Origin of the sequence: Sphingomonas sp. NPDC092440 (genome assembly GCF_044754985.1) — a bacterium.
Taxonomy (GTDB): domain Bacteria; phylum Pseudomonadota; class Alphaproteobacteria; order Sphingomonadales; family Sphingomonadaceae; genus Sphingomonas.
In genome coordinates, this window is sequence record NZ_JBIVQA010000013.1 from 33205 (window position 1) to 49737 (window position 16533).

Below are 16533 nucleotides of genomic sequence, written 5' to 3' on the forward strand. Positions count from 1 at the left end.
GCCGTATCGCCAGGCCCCCGCCCGCCCCCATCATCAGGTGAACAGCGCCCCGCGCTGTTCAGGCCATGCCGGGGGCATGGCCGACCTGATGATCCTCCCGTCCAGGGAGGGAAACCGAGGGCGGAGGGGAGCTTCATCCGTCAGAACGAGAAATCCACCGCGAAGCGGATGTTGCGGCCGACGATCGGGCGGCCGATGAACAGCAGGTCGTTGGCCTGGCCGCTGGTCAGCTCGCCCGCGCGCGGATTGCCTTCGGTAAGGCCGATCGTGTTGGTGAGGTTGTCGCCATAGGCCCAGAGACGGATGTTCTTCGTCAGGCCCAGGCTGACGCTGGCATTGATCACCGTATAGGCCGGCAGCTTCGAGGTGTTCGCGGCATCGGCATAGCGATCGCCATAATGCTCGACGTCCATCTGCGCGCGCAGGCGCCCGTCGAACAGCGTGACCGCCGGCGTGGCGCGCAGCGAGAGCTTGGGCACGCGCAGCAGCTGATTGCCCGAATAGTTGCGCGCGACCAGGCCGCCCGAAGTGTTCTCGTTGTAGCGCAGGTTGCGGAAGGTCGGCTCCTGGATGGTCGCCTGGACGGTGAAGTCGAACCACTTGACCGGGCGCAGCGTGGCCTCGAGCTCGACGCCATAGGCGCGCGTGTCGGTATAGACCGTCTGCTGGATGACGCCGGTGGCCGGCGGCGGCGCGAACACAAAATTGCCGATCGAATAGGAGTCGTAGTCGGTCAGGAAGCCGGTGGCATAGACGCTGATCAACGGAGTGGAGAGCTTGATCCCGCCTTCCCACATGTCGATGCCCTGGATCACCGGCGTCGCGGTGGCGCTGGTGATGAAGCTGCCGACGCTCGGCATGCGGAAGGCATGGGTGTAGCGCGCGAACACGCCGCCGATCCTGGCGAACTGCCAGTCGAGGCCGGCCGTGTAGCCGATACTGTCGAACTTGCGATCGAAGTTGGTGAACACGCCGCTGCCGGTGAGGACATTGTCGTCCGCCAGCGTGGTGGGATCGCCCAGATTGACCGTCTTCTGGCCCTCCTGCGCGCCGGTCGCCTTCATCTGCTCCCAGCGGATGCCGCCGTCGAAGCGCAGCGTCGGCGTGATCTGCCACTCGTCCGAGGCATAGAGCGCGATCGTCGTCTGGCTGCCGGTGCCGTTGGCGAATTCCGAGCCGTAGCGGGCGACGCCGTTCTTGGTCAGCGAACCGACCACGCTGCCGGCGGCGTTGACCGCAACCACATCGAGCAGGCGCGAATTGTTCGACACGTCCTGCACCGTCGAGGCCGAATAGCGGCTGAAGGTCTCGTCGATGTTGGCATAATAGAAGCCGAAGGCGAGATCATGCGTGCCCGCGGCTTCGAACTTGTGGGCGATGCGGAAGTCGTTGAGGAACTCGCGCTCCCACACCGTCACCGGCCGCGCGGCATTGATAAAGATGTCGCCATTGCCGTTCTGGCTGGCGACGTTGAACGCCTGGCCATTATCGGCATAGCGAATCTGCACGTCGGTCGCCCCCGGAAAGGCGGCGAGCAGCGCGGCGCGGTTGCTGGCGAGGAACGACGCGGCGGTGGCAACCGAGGTCGGGTAGACGCCGTTGCGCACCGTGTAGCTGTCGCGGTAGCGCATGCCGTTGGTGAGCTTCCAGCCCGGCGCGAACTCATAGTCGGTGAGCACCGAGCCCTGGTCCAGGCGGATGTCGGTGCCCTTGGTATTGTCGAAGTTCACGACGCCGGTGGCGCTGCGCAGCGCCAGCTTGGCCGAGGCCGGGCTGGCCGTGGTGCCATAATGCGGATCGAAGCCGGGCAGGCCGACGATCTTGCCCTTGCCGTCCTTGGTCAGCGGGATGCCGGTGTAGAAGATCGCGTTGTCGTCGAGATGCTTGTAGCTGAAGGTCAGCGAGCCGCCGTCGAATTCCTTGACGAGATCGGCGCGGACCTGGCCGCCCTTGTTGCCGGTGAAGCCGGGGTCGCGGACGCCCTGCTCGCTGCGGTAGAAGCCGCCGACGCCGAGCTTGAGGCCGTCGCCCAGCGGCGCGCCGATCCAGCCGTCGAAACGATAGAGCTCGGCGGTCGGGCCGTAGAGCACGCGGGCGTTGCCGGTGAGCGAATCGCCGGCGCGGCGCGTGATATAGTTGACCACGCCGCCCGGGGCGTTCGAGTAGAAGACCGAAGACGGGCCGCCGCGGACCACTTCGATCCGGTCGATCGATTCGTCGATGCGGAAAGCCTGGTCGGCGTTCAGATAGCCGAGCGCCGGATCATGCTGCACGGGCAGGCCGTCCTCGAGCAGGTTGATCGAGCCGAAGCCGTCGACCGGGATGCCGCGTGCGCGGACATTGCCCGAGCCTTCGCCGCCCGAGGCCTCGACCCAGAAGCCGGGGACCGACTTGAGCGTCTCGGTCACGCTCGACGGCGCACGCGAGCGGATCATGTCGTTCGACAGCGTGGTGACGGCATAGCTGGTGTCGAGCTTGGTGCGTTCGCCGGCGCCGGCGCGGCCGGTGACGATGATCTCCTCGTCGGGCGTGGTGGCGTCGGCGGCCGGGCTGGCGGCCTCCTGTGCCTGGGCAAGCGCCGGAACGCTCGCCGTCAACAGGAGGGCGGTGAAGCTGGTGCGCGTCAGCATATGGCTGATCTGCATTGGTAATCCCCTTTTCGCATGGACAGCGCAGGCTGCTGCCGGGGCGGGCTAGGCGCCTGCTGTTGCGATTGGACGGCTTGGAGAAGACACCGAAATGAAGCTAATTTTTCCGAATGATGACAACGATGTCCGATGGGCATGGAGCCTGTCACAAGGGGCATGGCCGGCGGCGATGTCCCAGCGGCCATGGATCGGATGGATTGCCAAAGCGCGCGGGTTGGCTAGGTTCCCGGCCGAAATTTGGGGGGGATCCATGAAGTACTTCGTTCGCGCGGCGCTGTTCGCCGCTTCGGCCATGCCGGCGCTTGCTTGCGCGCAGAGCCAGGATGCGCGCAATTTCGGCGCGCGCGAGTTCGTGCAGCAGATCAGCCTGTCGCCCGACGGCACCCAGGTGGCGATGATCGAGCCGATGCCCGGGCGCGGCGCGGCACTGGTGGTCGCCAATGTGGGGACCGGCACGACCAAGGTGGTGCTCACCGCAAGCGGCGATCCCGACCAGCTCACCAACTGCCGCTGGGCCAGTTCGACGCGGATCGTGTGCAACATCTACATGATCGAGCAGCTCGACCAGAAAATCGCCTTCACCCGGATGGTCTCGCTCAACGCCGACGGATCGGACCTCAAGCTGCTGAGCAAGCGCACCAGCGCGGGCGCGCTCGGCTTCGCCCAGTCGGGCGGGGAAATCATCGACTGGGGCCCGGACGGGTCGAACGGATCGGTGCTGATGACCAGCATAGCTATTCCCGAATATTCCACCGGCACCCATCTCGCCAACGCGCGCGAGGGGATGGGAGTGGAGCTGGTCGACGCGACGACGCTCAAGCGCCGGAGCGTCGAGCTGCCACGGGGCAGCGCCAGCGAGTATATCAGCGACGGGCACGGCAATGTCCGCATCCTGGGCGTGGCGGAGACTCGCGGCACGGGAATGAGCACCGGCCGCTACACCTATAGCTATCGCACGCCCGACAACCGCGAATGGAAGAAGCTGGGCGAAGTCGTCGCGGACGGTATCGGCGGCTATGCCGGCTTCAACCCCTATGCCGTCGATCGCGACGCCAACATCGTCTATGGCTTCGACGGCAAGGACGGGCGGACCGCGCTCTACAGCATCGCGCTCGACGGCAGCCTCACCCGCACGCTGGTGTTCGAGCATCCCCAGGTCGATGTCGACGGGCTGGTCCGCATCGGCCGGCAGCGGCGCGTGGTCGGCGTGAGCTACGCCACCGACAAGCGCAACACCGAATTCTTCGATCCCGAGCTGCGGAAGCTTCGCGCCGCGCTCGGCAAGGCGCTGCCCGGCAAGCCGCTGGTGACTTTCGTCGACGCGACCGCCGACGAGAAGAAGCTGCTGCTGTTCGCCGGCGGCGACACCGATCCGGGTACCTATTATCTCTACGACAAGACCAGCCGGCAGCTCGCCGAAGTGATGCCTTCCCGGCCGGAACTGGCCAAGACCAGCCTGTCGCCGATGCGGGCAGTGAACTTCCCGGCGGCCGACGGCACCGCGATTCCCGGCTATCTCACCCTGCCGCCCGGCAGCGACGGCAAGAACCTGCCCGCGATCGTAATGCCGCATGGCGGCCCGGGCGCGCGCGACGAATGGGGCTTCGACTGGCTTGCGCAATTCTATGCGGCGCGCGGCTTCGCGGTGCTCCAGCCCAATTTCCGCGGATCGACCGGCTATGGCGACGCCTGGTTCCAGAAGAACGGCTTCCAGTCGTGGCGCACCGCGATCGGCGACGTCAACGACGGCGGGCGCTGGCTGGTCGCGCAGGGCATCGCCGCGCCGGACAAGCTCGCGATCGTCGGCTGGTCCTATGGCGGCTATGCGGCGCTGCAGAGCCCGGCCCTCGCCCCCGACCTGTTCAAGGCGATCGTGGCGATCGCGCCGGTGACCGACCTGGAAACGCTGCGAAAGGAAGCCCTGGGCTTCACCAACTACGACTTGGTCAGCAAGTTCATCGGCTCCGGGCCGCATGTACGGGAAGGCTCGCCGGCCCAGAACGCCGAGAAGATCAAGGCGCCGGTGCTGATGTTCCATGGCGACCGCGACCTGAACGTGGGGATCGGCGAATCGCGGCTGATGGCGTCGAAGCTGCGCGGCGCGGGCAAGCCGGTCGAGCTGGTCGAGTTCAAGGGCCTCGACCACCAGCTCGACGACGATCGCGCGCGCACCCAGATGCTCGACAAGAGCGACGGGTTCCTGCGCGCGGCGCTGAAGCTTCCCGCCAAGCCCTGAGCACCGGGAAGCGCTAGGCGCCAACCCGGCCGGGCGGCGCGCGCCAGGCCGGGTTGGCGATCTGGACGTCGCCGTCGAAGCGCATGCCCCCGTGCGGCGCAAGCTCCCGCTCGGCGAGCGCGACGACGGCCTCGGTCGCGCCCGATCCGAACAGGGTGCGAAAGGCGTGGTCGAACCGATCGGCCAGCTCGCCATCGATCCTGGCGAGCGCGCGCGGCACCCATTTGCCCGTCGCATGCCACTGGCCGCGTCCGCGCAGCGCCAGCTCGGCCAGCAGCGGATATAGCAGGACGCCGATCGCCAGGCGCTCGGCCGCGCCGCGATCCCCCCGCAGGTCCTGCACCGCATCGGTGATCGCGTAGCGCAGCGCATCGAGCTGGGCGGGCGCCATGGGCGGCGGCCCCTTGGCGAGGGCCGCGACCATCGCCCCCTTCAGCCGCGCCGCCCGCTGCGGGATGCGGCCGATCGCCGTCGCTTCGGCGATCATCGCGACAAGGCTGGGCCGGCCGCGCGTCACGGCGACGTTGATCGCCCAGGCCAGCGTCTCGTCGTCATGGACGAACACCTCCACCGGCACGCCCTCGGCAAGGAAGGACTCACGCCGCGAGGATTCGACCCGGTCGTACATCACGATCAGATCGAGATCGGAGTGCACCGTGCCCTCGCCGCGCATCAGCGATCCCGCGACGAGCGCGAAGGCGGCATCCGGATAGCGCGCCGCCACGATGGCGCGCGCGGCCGCCAGCACCTCGGCTGGCGTGGACAGGGTCGGATCGATCATGCGGCATCTGTGCCGGAACCACGGGAGCCGGACCAGACCGGACATCCGCCATAGCGGTTCGATCCCCGCAACGAAAAAGGGCGGCCCCGAAGGACCGCCCCGTTTCTTTCTGGATCGGCGCCGCCGGCCGAGCCGCTGATCATGGCCGGATCTGGCCTGCGCCAGATCCCGGCATCAGCGGCTGTAGAACTCGACGACCAGGTTCGGTTCCATCTTCACCGGGTACGGCACCTCGTCGAGGGTCGGCACGCGCGTGAAGGTGATCTTCGAGGCGCCGTCCGGCGACACGTAATCGGGGATGTCGCGCTCGGCGAGGCTCTGCGCCTCCATCACCAGCGCCATCTCCTGCGCCTTGGCGCGCAGCGACACGGTCTGGCCCGGCTTGATGCGGCGCGAGCCGATGTTGCACTTCTCGCCATCGACCAGGACGTGGCCGTGGTTGACCAGCTGGCGAGCCGCGAAGATCGTCGGCGCGAACTTGGCGCGATAGACGATCATGTCGAGGCGCTGCTCGAGCAGGCCGATCAGGTTCTGCGAGGTGTCACCCTTCATCTTCGAAGCGTCCTCATAGGCGCGCTTGAACTGCTTCTCGGTGACGTCGCCGTAATAGCCCTTGAGCTTCTGCTTGGCGCGCAGCTGGATGCCGAAGTCGGACATCTTGCCCTTGCGGCGCTGGCCGTGCTGGCCCGGGCCATATTCGCGCTTGTTCACCGGGGACTTGGGACGGCCCCAGATGTTCTCGCCCATGCGGCGATCGAGCTTGTACTTTGCGCTGGAACGCTTCGACATTCGTAAATCCTTGCAATCGCTAACGACGTTGTTCCCGGTATCCGCCTGCTGATCTCACCAGGGAGGGCAGGGCCACCGCTTCACCGGGGTGCGGGGCCATTGCGAAGGCGCGCGGTTAGCGGTGCGGCGCGGCCGAGTCAAGCTGGACAGCGGCGCGCCGCCCCGCCAAGGAGCCGCCATGCAAGACACGATCGATCCCGAAGCCTGCACGACCATGATCGAGGTGCGTGCCGGCGTCGACGCGGTGGACGCGGCGCTGGTCCAGCTCCTCAAGCGCCGCTTCGGCTATATGGACGCCGCCGCGCGCATCAAGCCCGAGCGTTCCCATGTCCGCGACGAGGCGCGCAAGGCACAGGTGATCGCCAATGCCCGCACGCATGCCCGCGCCGCCGGCATTCCCGACGCGCCGATCGGCGAGATCTGGGACAGGCTGGTCGAAGCCTCGATCGCCTATGAGCTCGCGGCGTTCGACCAGCGCTGAAGAGATTCGCGGGTGCAGGCATCCGCGCGGCGGCCGACGCCGCCGGCGCGCGGAAAGCCGCTCAGTCGTTGCTGCGGGTGGCGCCGATGCCGCCGGTGCGGCCGCCCATGTCGCGGTCCAGCTTGTCGCGCGCATTGGTCGAACGATCGCTCATCGCGTCCCATTCGGCCTTGGTGTGGCATTCCCGCTTGCCCATGATCGAGCCGGTCGAGACAAGCGCGCGGCAGATCTTCTTCTCGGCCTTGGCCTTCTTGTCGGCCCCGCCATCGGCATCCTGATGGGCAAGCGCCGGGGTGGCGAGAACGAGCAACGCAAGCACGGGTACGAAACGCATCAAAAATCCCTCCCCACTCGAAAGATTCGCATAGTCTAGCGGGGTTTCACATCCACGGAAAGCAGAAGTGTATTGCAGCACTGCATCAGCTGCTGCGGTGCCGCTTCTTCCCTTCGAGCGCCGAGAGCACGCCGCGCAGCGTGCGCAGTTCCTGGCTCGACCAGGCCGGCTTGGTGAGCAGGGTGCGCAAGGTCCGCTTCGTCGACGGCACCCGGTCGGGCGGGAAATAATAGCCCGATTCCTCGAGCATCGCATCGAGTTGGCCGATCATGCCGTCGAGCTCGTCCTGCGGCGCGGGAGGGGCGAGTTCTTCCTGGGTCGGCTGGGCAAGGCGCACGCCCTTCGACCATTCATAGGCGACCAGGATCACCGCCTGGGCAAGGTTGAGCGAGCCGAATTCCGGGTTGATCGGCACGGTGACGATGGTGCGGGCGACGGCCACGTCGTCCGTCTCCAGGCCCGAGCGCTCGGGGCCGAACAGGATCGCCGAGCGGCCCTCGTCGCGGTGGATCTCGCGGGCGGCCTCCTCGGGCGTGACGACCGGCTTGGAGACGCCGCGCTTGCGCACCGTGGTGGCATAGACGTGCGTGCAATCCGCCACCGCGTCGGCAACGGTCTCGAAGACCTCGGCCCGTTCCAGCACCAGGTCCGCGCCGCTCGCGGCGGGGCCGGCGCCGGGATTGGGCCAGCCGTCGCGCGGCGCGACGAGGCGCAGGTCGACCAGCCCGAAATTGAGCATCGCGCGCGCGGCCTTGCCGATATTCTCGCCAAGCTGCGGGCGGACGAGGACGATGACGGGGGATGGGGCCACGGCTTTGCTCACTTCTTCAATCGCTTCCTCGATCTCTTCTCACCGTTCGTCCTGAGCGCACAACCCGCCAAGGACAACTCCCCACAGCCGTCCTCCCCGTGAAAGCAGGGACCCGTCTCCTACGCGTGCCGCAAACACGGCAGTTATATGCGCGGATGGCCCGGGAGGCGGGTCCCCGCTTTCGCGGGGAGGACGGGAGGGTCTGGAGGAAGGGCGGAAACTACCCCTTCCCCACCTCGCTCACATTGCCGGCGAATTCCTCGAAGTCCTTCGCTTCCCGGAAATCCTTATAGACGCTGGCGAAACGGATATAGGCGACCGAATCCAGGCCCTTGAGCCCTTCCATCACCAGCTCGCCGATCTTCTGAGAGGGGATTTCGGTGTCGCCGGCGGTCTCGAGCTGGCGCTGGATGCCCGAGACCAGCTTCTCGATCTGCATCGCGTTGACCGGCCGCTTGCGGGTGGCGACCGAGATCGAGCGGACCAGCTTGTCGCGGTCGAACGGCTCGCGCTTGTCCTCGCTCTTGAGCACGGTGAGCTCGCGCAGCTGGATGCGCTCGAACGTGGTGAAGCGCGCGGCACAGGCCTCGCACTGGCGCCGACGGCGGATCGCCGCCCCGTCTTCGGTGGGGCGGCTGTCCTTTACCTGACTGTCTTCATGTCCGCAGAAGGGGCAGCGCAATCCTTACAGCTCCGGATAGATGGGGAAGCGCTCGCACAGCGCGCGGACGCGCTCGCGGACATTGGCCTCGACCTGGGCATCGCCCTGCTCGCCATTCTTCTTCAGGCCGTCGAGCACGTCGGCGACCATGTTGCCGATCTCGCGGAACTCTGCGGGTCCGAAGCCGCGGGTGGTGCCGGCCGGCGAGCCGACGCGGATGCCGCTGGTCTTGACCGGGGGAAGCGGATCGTTGGGGATGCCGTTCTTGTTGCAGGTGATCGCCGCGCGCTCGAGCGCCTCGTCGGCGTCCTTGCCGGTCACGCCCAGCGGAGTGAGGTCGATCAGCGCCAGATGCGTGTCGGTGCCGCCCGAGACCACCGCCGCGCCGCGCTCCTTGAGCGTGGCCGCGAGGATCTTGGCGTTCTCGACGATCGCCGCCGCATAGGATTTGAACTCGGGCTGGAGCGCCTCGCCGAACGCCACCGCCTTGGCGGCGATGACGTGCATCAGCGGGCCGCCCTGCAGGCCCGGGAACACTGCCGAGTTGATCTTCTTGGCGATCGCCTCGTCATCGGTGAACACGGCACCACCGCGCGGGCCGCGCAGCGTCTTGTGGGTGGTGGTGGTGACGACATGGGCATGGCCGAACGGAGTCGGGTGGACGCCACCGGCGACCAGGCCGGCGAAATGGGCCATGTCGACCATGAAGATCGCGCCGACCTCGTCCGCGATCGCGCGGAACCGGGCGAAATCGATGTGGCGCGGATAGGCCGAGCCGCCGGCGATGATGATGCGCGGCTGGCTCTCCCGGGCCAGGCGCTCGACCTGGTCGAAGTCGATCAGGTGCGTCTCGGGATCGACGCCATATTGCACCGCATTGAACCACTTGCCCGACATCGCCGCCTTGGCGCCGTGCGTCAGATGGCCGCCCGAATCGAGGCTGAGGCCCATGATCGTGTCGCCCGGCTTGGCGAGCGCGAGCATCACCGCGCCGTTCGCCTGCGCGCCCGAATGCGGCTGGACGTTGGCGAACCCGCAGCCGAACAGCTGCTTGGCGCGATCGATCGCCAGCTGCTCGACTTCGTCCGAGGGATGGCAGCCCTGATAATAGCGCTTGCCCGGATAGCCCTCGGCATATTTGTTGGTGAAGACCGAGCCCTGGGCTTCCAGCACCGCCTTGGAGACGATGTTCTCGGATGCGATCAGCTCGATCTGATATTGCTCGCGCGTCAGCTCATGCTGCACGCCGGCGAAGACCGCCGGATCCGCCTCGGCGAGGCTGCGCGTGAAATAGCCATCGGGCTGGGCGCCAAGGTTCACGGGGTTGGTGCTCATTCTGGGGCCCTTTCTGGATGGCTGAGCTTCTCGACCCGGCGCTGGTGGCGATCGCCGAGGAACTCGGTTGCGAGGAAGGTGGTGATGCAGGCCTTGGCCATCTCGATGCCGACGAGACGGGCGCCGAGCGCGACGACGTTCGCGTCGTTGTGCTGGCGCGCAAGGCCGGCCGAGAGCGGCTCGGAGACGAGCGCGCAGCGGGCATGCGGGTTGCGGTTCACTGCGATCGAGATGCCGATGCCGGAGCCGCACAACGCGACGCCGCGCTCCGCCCTGCCCTCTTCGATCGCCCTGGCCAGGCGATAGCCATAGTCGGGATAGTCGACGCTTTCGGGTCCGTTGGTCCCGAGATCGAGCACTTCATGCCCTTCGTTACGCAACCATTCGGCGAGTTCTGCCTTCATGGCATAGGCGGCATGGTCCGAGGCGATGGCGATGGTGTACGACATGCGCGCTCCCCTACGCCGCAAGGGACCGGCTGGCTAGACCGACTATTCGGAGAGAAAGATGCGCAAGACGATTTTCGCCCTGATCCCGGCGCTCGCGCTGGGGCTCGCCGCCTGTTCGCAGGGCGCGCAGGACAATCTGAGCAACTCGCTGGACGCGACCGGCGACTCGCTGGAGAACAGCGTGAACGACATGGGCAACACGCTGGGCAATGCCGCCGACGATGCCGGCGCGGCGATCGACAATACCGCCAGCGACATCGGCAACCGCGCCGAGCATGTCGGCAACGCGATCGACGAGGCGACCCGCTAATGCGCCCGCTGCTGATCCTGGCGCCCGCGCTGGCGCTCGCCGCCTGCCACGCCGCCGACAAGGCCGCCGATGCCACCGCCAATGCCACCGAGACCGCGGGCAATGCCGCGGTGGCGGTGGGCGGCTCGATCGCCAACGCCGTTGCCGAGGGCGCCGCCGACCTGAAGAAGGAAGTCTCCGGCAAGCCGGTGGCGCATGACGACTGGGCCGGCCGCTGGAAGGGCGTGGAAGGCACCTATCTGGTCGTCGCCAAGGGCAAGGACGCCGGCACCTACAAGCTGGAGATGCAATATACGCTCGACGACAAGGGGACCTTCGACGGCAAGGGCACGCGCGCGGGCATTGCCTTCGAGCGGCCGGACGGCAGGCAGGAACTCAAAGCCAGCGACGGCGATGCGACCGGCCTGAAGTATCTGGCGGGGAAGAAGGACTGCCTGACGGTGAAGTCCGGCGAAGGCTATTGCCGGGACTAGGCCCGTTCCCGAACCCCAATCGTCACCCCGGCACAAGGCCGGGGGATGGGAGAGCTATGGCTTGCCCCTGCCCCGCAGCCATCCCCGCGCCCGCGCCGCCGGCGCATGGGTGGCGCTGACCGGCACGCTGCCGCCGCCCGCCAGCCGCAGCCGCCATTTGCGGCCGGCGCGCTCCGCGCCCTCGACCGCCGCCGCCGCGACCCAGGCGCCGCGATGGACCTTGAGGCCGTCGAGCCCCGCGACTTCCTCCAGCGCGTCGCCGAAACGATAATGGACGAGCGCGCTGCGGCCGTCGCGGCGGTGGATGCGGCAATAATGATCCTCCGCCTCGATCGCCGCGAGATCGCCGGCGGCAATCCGGGCGCGGGCGAGCAGGCCGGTATCGGCACGCACCGGGCGCATCCGGCGCAGCACCATCCTGGCGACGACCGCGCAGACCCCGAAGATCCCCGCGCTGATCGCGGCCGCGCTGATCCAGACGTCGAACGGCATCGCGCGCATGCTCTGGCCGATCAGCACGCCGCAGAGCTGGATCTCGAGCGGCAGCGGCAGGTTGAGCGGGATGGTGCCGAGCAGCGCGACGCGCGGCCAGTCGCCCGGCTTGCGCACGCCCCAGGCGAACAGCGCCTGCCATTTGAGCGCGTTCCAGCCCATGAGCAGCAACCAGAAGGCGGCGCGGGGGCCGAGCGGCAGCGCGCCGGTGCCGAACCCGCCGGTGACGATCATCAGCGCCGCCGCGGCGAGGCAGGCGACCCAGAGGAGCGGAAAGCCCGGCACCGCCCCCTCCGGCAAGGCCCGCCTCGCGGATCCGAGGGCGTGTTTCGCGAAGCCAAGGGCACGCTTCGCGAAACCGCGCTTGCCGGCCGGGCGGGCGACGGGGCGAATGCGGAGCGACCGGGCGGCGGGCATGGCGGAGAGGCTGCCATGCGCTGCCCGCGATCGCAACGGGAGACCCCATGCTTCGCTCCATGTCTGGCCCAATGTTTGGCCCAATGTTTGGCGCAGTCCTCGCGCTTGCCGTCGCCCTGCCCGTCGCAGCGCACGCCCAGGCCGCTGACACCGCCGCAATGGCCGCCCAGGCCGAGGCGATGCACAAGCTCGACTGGATGCACGGGAAATGGCGCGGCGAGGCCCGGATGCAGATGCCGGGCGGCAAGGAACTGGTGGTCACGCATACCGAGCGAGTCGGCACGCTGCTCGGCGGCACGATCACGCTGATCGAGGGCAAGTCGTTCGGCGCGGACGGCAAGGTGCCGTTCAACGCCTTCGCCGTCATATCCTACGATCCCGCCGCGAAGGCCTTTGCCATGGCGAGCCATACCGGCGGCCGATCGGGCAGCTTCGCGATGACCGTGATCGACAAGGGCTATGCCTGGGAAGTGCCGGCCGGCCCCGATGCCAGGGTGCGCTACCAGGCCAGCTTCGACGGCACGACCTGGACGGAGACCGGCGATTTCGTCGCCGGCGGCCAGCCGCCCCGCCCCTTCTTCAGAATGACCCTGAAGCGCGTCGGCGACAGCGACTGGCCGATGGCCGGAAGCATGACACGGGATTGATTTTACAGCACTCCTGACCCAAGGGTGACGCCGGTTCGTCACAAAGGGGTAATAGGGCGTGGCGGAACGCCGCCGCCCGCCGGGCGCCCAGGAGTCACTGATGGGTTCGATTACCAAGACGCCGAAGAATGTCGCCGTGCGCGGTGCCGTGCACCGCCACGAGCACCTCACCAAGGAAGGGCTGCTCGAGCGCGCCTTCACCTTCGCGTTCCGGGGCCTGGTCTATCCGCAGATCTGGGAAGACCCGGTGATCGACATGGAGGCGCTGCAGCTCCAGCCGGACCATCACATGGTCACGATCGCCTCGGGCGGGTGCAACGTCTTCTCGTACCTGACGGCGAATCCGGCCCGGATCACCGCGGTCGACCTGAACCCGGCGCACATCGCGCTCAACAACCTCAAGAAGCAGGCGGCGCTGAACCTGCCCGACTATGCTGCGTTCCACCGCTTCTTCGGCCAGGCGAACAAGGCGGAGAATGTCGAGGCCTATCGCCAGCATATCGCGCCGCACCTCGGCGCGCCCTATCGCGACTATTGGGAGCGCCGCGGCCTGAACGGCACCCGGCGCATCGACGCGTTCAAGCACGGCTTCTACAAATATGGCCTGCTCGGCCGCCTGATCGGCTTCGTCCACTGGCTCGCCAACCGCTACGGCATCGATCCGCGCGAGATCCTGAAGGCGAAGAGCATCGAGGAGCAGCGCCAGATCTTCGAGACCCGCTTCGCGCCCTTCTTCGAGAAGAAGTTCCTGCGCTGGCTGGTCGACCAGCCCGCCGCGCTGTTCGGCTTCGGCATCCCGCCGGCACAGTATGACCTGCTCAAGATCGACGATCAGGCGGGCATCACGGGCGCGCTCAGGAGCCGCCTCAGGAAGCTCGCCTGCGACTTCGACCTGAAGGACAATTTCTACGCCTGGCAGGCCTTTGGCCGCGGCTATGGCGAGGGTCCGGATGCGCCGCTGCCGCCCTATCTCGAGGCGAAGAACTGGGAATTGGTGCGCGCGCGTGCCGACCGGGTCGAGATCCGCCACACCAACTATGCCGACTATCTCGAGTCGATGCCGGCCCAGTCGCTCGACCGCTACATCCTGCTCGACGCGCAGGACTGGATGACCGACGAGCAGCTCACCCGCATCTGGAGCGAGATCACCCGCACCGCCAAGCCGGGCGCGCGCGTGCTCTATCGCACCGCGGCGATCCCCGATGTGGTGAAGGGCCATATCCCCGAGGAACTCCTGTCCCAGTGGGAATATGAGGACCAGGCCAAGCTCGACGACTGGACGCGCCGCGACCGTTCGTCGGTCTATGGCGCGACGCACGTCTGGACGCTGAAGCCGCACGCATGAGCGCCGCGACCGGGGGCGCCGACCAGAAGGGGCTGATGGACGCGACCTATGCGCTCCATCGCCACTTCTATGACTTCACGCGGAAATTCTATCTGCTCGGGCGCGACGCGCTGATCCGCGGGCTGAACCCGCCCAGGGGCGGGACGGTGCTCGAGGTCGGCTGCGGCACGGCACGCAACCTGATCATGGCGGCCAAGCGCTTCCCCGAGGCGCGCTGCTATGGCTTCGATATCAGCGAGGCGATGCTGGAGACGGCGCGCGCCTCGGTCGAGAAGAAGGGGCTCGCGGACAGGATCACCCTGGCCCAGGCCGATGCCGGCGCGTTCGATGTGCAGACGCTGTTCGGCGTCGACAAGCTCGACCGGGTGTTCATGAGCTATACGCTCTCGATGATCCCGCCCTGGGTGGAGGCGATCGAACTGGGAGCGAAGGCGCTGGCGCCGGGCGGCAGCCTGCACATCGTCGACTTCGGGCAATATGAGCGGCTGCCGGGCTTCGCCAAGCGGCTGCACTTCAAGTCGCTCAACGATTTCCACGTGTTCCCGCGCGATACGCTGCCCGCGGTGCTGAAGCGCATCGCCGAGGAACAGGGGCTGCGCCTCGACTTCCGCTCGACCCTGCGCGGCTATGTGTGGAGCGCGACGCTGACGCGGGACTGAGTCTGGCCAGGCGCATCGCCCCGTACTGCGCGCTGCCGCCCGCCGGGGCAAAAGGCTAGTCCCCGCTGGGGAGCGGTCGCTCGGTCCGCGCCCAATACCAGACCCAGAACAGCGCCATGGCCGTGCATATGAGCCAGAAGATCAGCGCGGCGGGGCTCGAAGAAACGCCCAACAGGAACAGGCCCGCAAGGGCCGAGGCTGTGGCGACAATCGCATAGTCGCGCCATGGCCGCCGCACCCGCTCGGCGAAGGCCTCGCTCCCGACCAGCACGATCAACACCGTGCAGAAGCCGAGCATGGCGCGAGCGCCGAAGCCGTACAGCCAGATCTGAAGCGCAAGCCAGCACGCAAGCAGGAGGGGGATCGCCAGCCTGCGCAGCACCCGCATCACGCCGCGCGCCGCAGTTCCAGCCGGCCCCAGATCTCGACCAGCGCATCGACCAGCCCGCGCATCATGCTCTCGTCATGCGCGGGGCCGGGGGTGAAGCGCAGGCGTTCGGTGCCGCGCGGCACGGTCGGGTAGTTGATCGGCTGGACGTAGACGCCGTACTCGGCGAGCAGGATGTCGCTGATCTTCTTGGCCTTGACCGGATCGCCGACCATCAGCGGCACGATGTGCGTGGTCGACGGCATCACCGGAAGCCCGGATTCGGCCATCATCGCCTTCAGCTTCGCCGCCGCGGCCTGCTGGCCCTCGCGCTCGCCGGAGGAGCCCTTCAGATGCTTCACGCTCGCCAGCGCGCCGGCGACGAGCACGGGCGAGAGCGAGGTGGTGAAGATGAAGCCCGGGGCATAGCTGCGGATCACGTCGATGATCATCTGGTCGGCCGCGATATAGCCGCCCATCACGCCGAACGCCTTGCCGAGCGTGCCCTCGATGATCGTCAGCCGGTCGGCAACGCCGTCGCGCTCCGAGATGCCGCCGCCGCGCGGGCCGTACATGCCGACGGCATGGACCTCATCGAGATAGGTCAGCGCGTTGTACTTGTCGGCCAGGTCGCAGATCGCCGCGATCGGCGCGATGTCGGCGTCCATCGAATAGACGCTCTCGAAGGCGATCAGCTTGGGCACGGCGGGATCGTCGGCCGCGAGCAGCGCCTCGAGATGCGCCAGGTCGTTATGGCGGAAGACACGCTTCTCGCAGCCCGAATTGCGGATGCCCGCGATCATCGAGGCGTGGTTGAGCTCATCCGAATAGACGATGCAGCCGGGCAGGATCTTGGCGAGCGTGGAAAGCGTCGCCTCGTTCGAGACATAGCCCGACGTGAAGAGCAGCGCACCCTGCTTGCCGTGGAGATCGGCGAGCTCATGCTCCAGCTCGATGTGATAATGGGTGTTGCCGCCGATGTTGCGCGTGCCGCCCGAGCCGGCGCCGACGTCGTGAAGGGCCTCCTCCATCGCCGCGATCACCTTGGGATGCTGGCCCATCGCCAGATAGTCGTTCGAGCACCAGACGGTGATCGGCTTCGGACCGTTGTGCCCGGCGAAGCAGCGCGCATTGGGGAACATGCCCTTGTTGCGCAGGATGTCGATGAAGACGCGGTAGCGGCCCTCGGCATGCAGCCGGTCGATCGCGGACGAGAAAACCCGGGAATAGTCGACGGGCGCTGGGCTGTCTGCGCTGTGCATCCTGCGTTCCTATCGCCAAAGCCCGGCGATTTCCAG

Annotated in this window: 18 protein-coding genes; 7 read left to right on the top strand and 11 right to left on the bottom strand. The window is 67.5% G+C overall.

From position 1 onward, the window contains the following. Positions 1 to 140 precede the first annotated feature (140 nt). Entirely contained in the window at positions 141 to 2645 is a 2505-nt protein-coding gene (locus ACIQCS_RS18980) for a TonB-dependent receptor (protein WP_345848753.1), read from the bottom strand. Positions 2646 to 2898: 253 nt separating this feature from the next. Here ACIQCS_RS18980 and ACIQCS_RS18985 point away from each other — a divergent pair, with 253 nt between their 5' ends. Further along, positions 2899 to 4884, top strand: a complete 1986-nt coding sequence (locus tag ACIQCS_RS18985) for a S9 family peptidase (RefSeq protein ID WP_345848754.1) — start codon at positions 2899 to 2901, stop codon at positions 4882 to 4884. Between the two features lie 13 nt (positions 4885 to 4897). On the opposite strand, the gene ACIQCS_RS18990 is transcribed toward ACIQCS_RS18985, so the two are convergent. Both ACIQCS_RS18990 and rpsD read right to left on the bottom strand, forming a co-directional pair. Further along, positions 4898 to 5665, bottom strand: a complete 768-nt coding sequence (locus tag ACIQCS_RS18990; RefSeq protein WP_345848756.1) for a nucleotidyltransferase domain-containing protein — start codon at positions 5663 to 5665, stop codon at positions 4898 to 4900. A gap of 174 nt (positions 5666 to 5839) precedes the next feature. Next, positions 5840 to 6454: a 30S ribosomal protein S4 gene (gene rpsD, locus ACIQCS_RS18995; protein WP_086128258.1), complete on the bottom strand. Its 615-nt coding sequence runs from the start codon at positions 6452 to 6454 to the stop codon at positions 5840 to 5842. A gap of 178 nt (positions 6455 to 6632) precedes the next feature. Between rpsD and ACIQCS_RS19000 the strand changes: the two genes are divergently transcribed. Next, positions 6633 to 6935, top strand: a complete 303-nt coding sequence (locus ACIQCS_RS19000; RefSeq protein WP_345848763.1) for a chorismate mutase — start codon at positions 6633 to 6635, stop codon at positions 6933 to 6935. A gap of 61 nt (positions 6936 to 6996) precedes the next feature. Here ACIQCS_RS19000 and ACIQCS_RS19005 read toward each other — a convergent pair whose 3' ends face one another. The 5 genes from ACIQCS_RS19005 to rpiB all read right to left on the bottom strand — a co-directional run bounded on the left by ACIQCS_RS19005 (position 6997) and on the right by rpiB (position 10525). Continuing rightward, the gene (locus ACIQCS_RS19005) at positions 6997 to 7269 is read right to left on the bottom strand and encodes a hypothetical protein (RefSeq protein WP_345848764.1); all 273 of its coding nucleotides are present in this window, start codon (positions 7267 to 7269) and stop codon (positions 6997 to 6999) included. A gap of 85 nt (positions 7270 to 7354) precedes the next feature. Beyond that, positions 7355 to 8092: an RNA methyltransferase gene (locus tag ACIQCS_RS19010; protein ID WP_401531498.1), complete on the bottom strand. Its 738-nt coding sequence runs from the start codon at positions 8090 to 8092 to the stop codon at positions 7355 to 7357. 208 nt (positions 8093 to 8300) lie between these two features. Then, a complete protein-coding gene (nrdR, locus tag ACIQCS_RS19015) occupies positions 8301 to 8762 on the bottom strand; it encodes a transcriptional regulator NrdR (protein WP_086128254.1) in 462 nt (153 codons plus the stop codon). A gap of 3 nt (positions 8763 to 8765) precedes the next feature. Continuing rightward, entirely contained in the window at positions 8766 to 10076 is a 1311-nt protein-coding gene (gene glyA / locus ACIQCS_RS19020; protein ID WP_345848767.1) for a serine hydroxymethyltransferase, read from the bottom strand. After that, entirely contained in the window at positions 10073 to 10525 is a 453-nt protein-coding gene (rpiB, locus tag ACIQCS_RS19025) for a ribose 5-phosphate isomerase B (RefSeq protein WP_345848768.1), read from the bottom strand. Before rpiB ends, glyA begins: the two co-directional genes overlap by 4 nt. Before the next feature lie 58 nt (positions 10526 to 10583). On the opposite strand from rpiB, the gene ACIQCS_RS19030 reads away from it, so the two are divergent. Both ACIQCS_RS19030 and ACIQCS_RS19035 read left to right on the top strand, forming a co-directional pair. Beyond that, a complete protein-coding gene (locus ACIQCS_RS19030) occupies positions 10584 to 10835 on the top strand; it encodes a hypothetical protein (RefSeq protein WP_345848771.1) in 252 nt (83 codons plus the stop codon). Continuing rightward, positions 10835 to 11308, top strand: coding sequence for a hypothetical protein (locus tag ACIQCS_RS19035; RefSeq protein ID WP_345848773.1), 474 nt, complete (start codon positions 10835 to 10837; stop codon positions 11306 to 11308). Before ACIQCS_RS19030 ends, ACIQCS_RS19035 begins: the two co-directional genes overlap by 1 nt. Before the next feature lie 54 nt (positions 11309 to 11362). Here the strand turns inward: ACIQCS_RS19035 and ACIQCS_RS19040 are convergent, their stop codons facing one another. Further along, positions 11363 to 12085 (bottom strand): LytTR family transcriptional regulator DNA-binding domain-containing protein, encoded by a 723-nt coding sequence (locus ACIQCS_RS19040; RefSeq protein WP_345848774.1) that lies wholly within the window; start codon positions 12083 to 12085, stop codon positions 11363 to 11365. Between the two features lie 215 nt (positions 12086 to 12300). Here ACIQCS_RS19040 and ACIQCS_RS19045 point away from each other — a divergent pair, with 215 nt between their 5' ends. From ACIQCS_RS19045 to ACIQCS_RS19055, 3 genes are all read left to right on the top strand, one after another. Beyond that, the gene (locus ACIQCS_RS19045) at positions 12301 to 12864 is read left to right on the top strand and encodes a DUF1579 family protein (protein WP_345848776.1); all 564 of its coding nucleotides are present in this window, start codon (positions 12301 to 12303) and stop codon (positions 12862 to 12864) included. Between the two features lie 100 nt (positions 12865 to 12964). After that, positions 12965 to 14209 carry a DUF3419 family protein gene (locus tag ACIQCS_RS19050; RefSeq protein WP_345848778.1) on the top strand — a complete coding sequence of 415 codons (1245 nt, stop codon included), beginning with the start codon at positions 12965 to 12967 and terminating at the stop codon, positions 14207 to 14209. After that, positions 14206 to 14868, top strand: a complete 663-nt coding sequence (locus ACIQCS_RS19055; protein ID WP_345848780.1) for a class I SAM-dependent methyltransferase — start codon at positions 14206 to 14208, stop codon at positions 14866 to 14868. The genes ACIQCS_RS19050 and ACIQCS_RS19055 overlap by 4 nt, the downstream gene beginning before the upstream one ends. Before the next feature lie 55 nt (positions 14869 to 14923). On the opposite strand, the gene ACIQCS_RS19060 is transcribed toward ACIQCS_RS19055, so the two are convergent. Continuing rightward, positions 14924 to 15256 carry a hypothetical protein gene (locus tag ACIQCS_RS19060; protein ID WP_345848782.1) on the bottom strand — a complete coding sequence of 111 codons (333 nt, stop codon included), beginning with the start codon at positions 15254 to 15256 and terminating at the stop codon, positions 14924 to 14926. After that, the gene (hemA, locus tag ACIQCS_RS19065; RefSeq protein ID WP_345848784.1) at positions 15256 to 16497 is read right to left on the bottom strand and encodes a 5-aminolevulinate synthase; all 1242 of its coding nucleotides are present in this window, start codon (positions 16495 to 16497) and stop codon (positions 15256 to 15258) included. The genes ACIQCS_RS19060 and hemA overlap by 1 nt, the downstream gene beginning before the upstream one ends. Positions 16498 to 16533 lie beyond the last annotated feature (36 nt).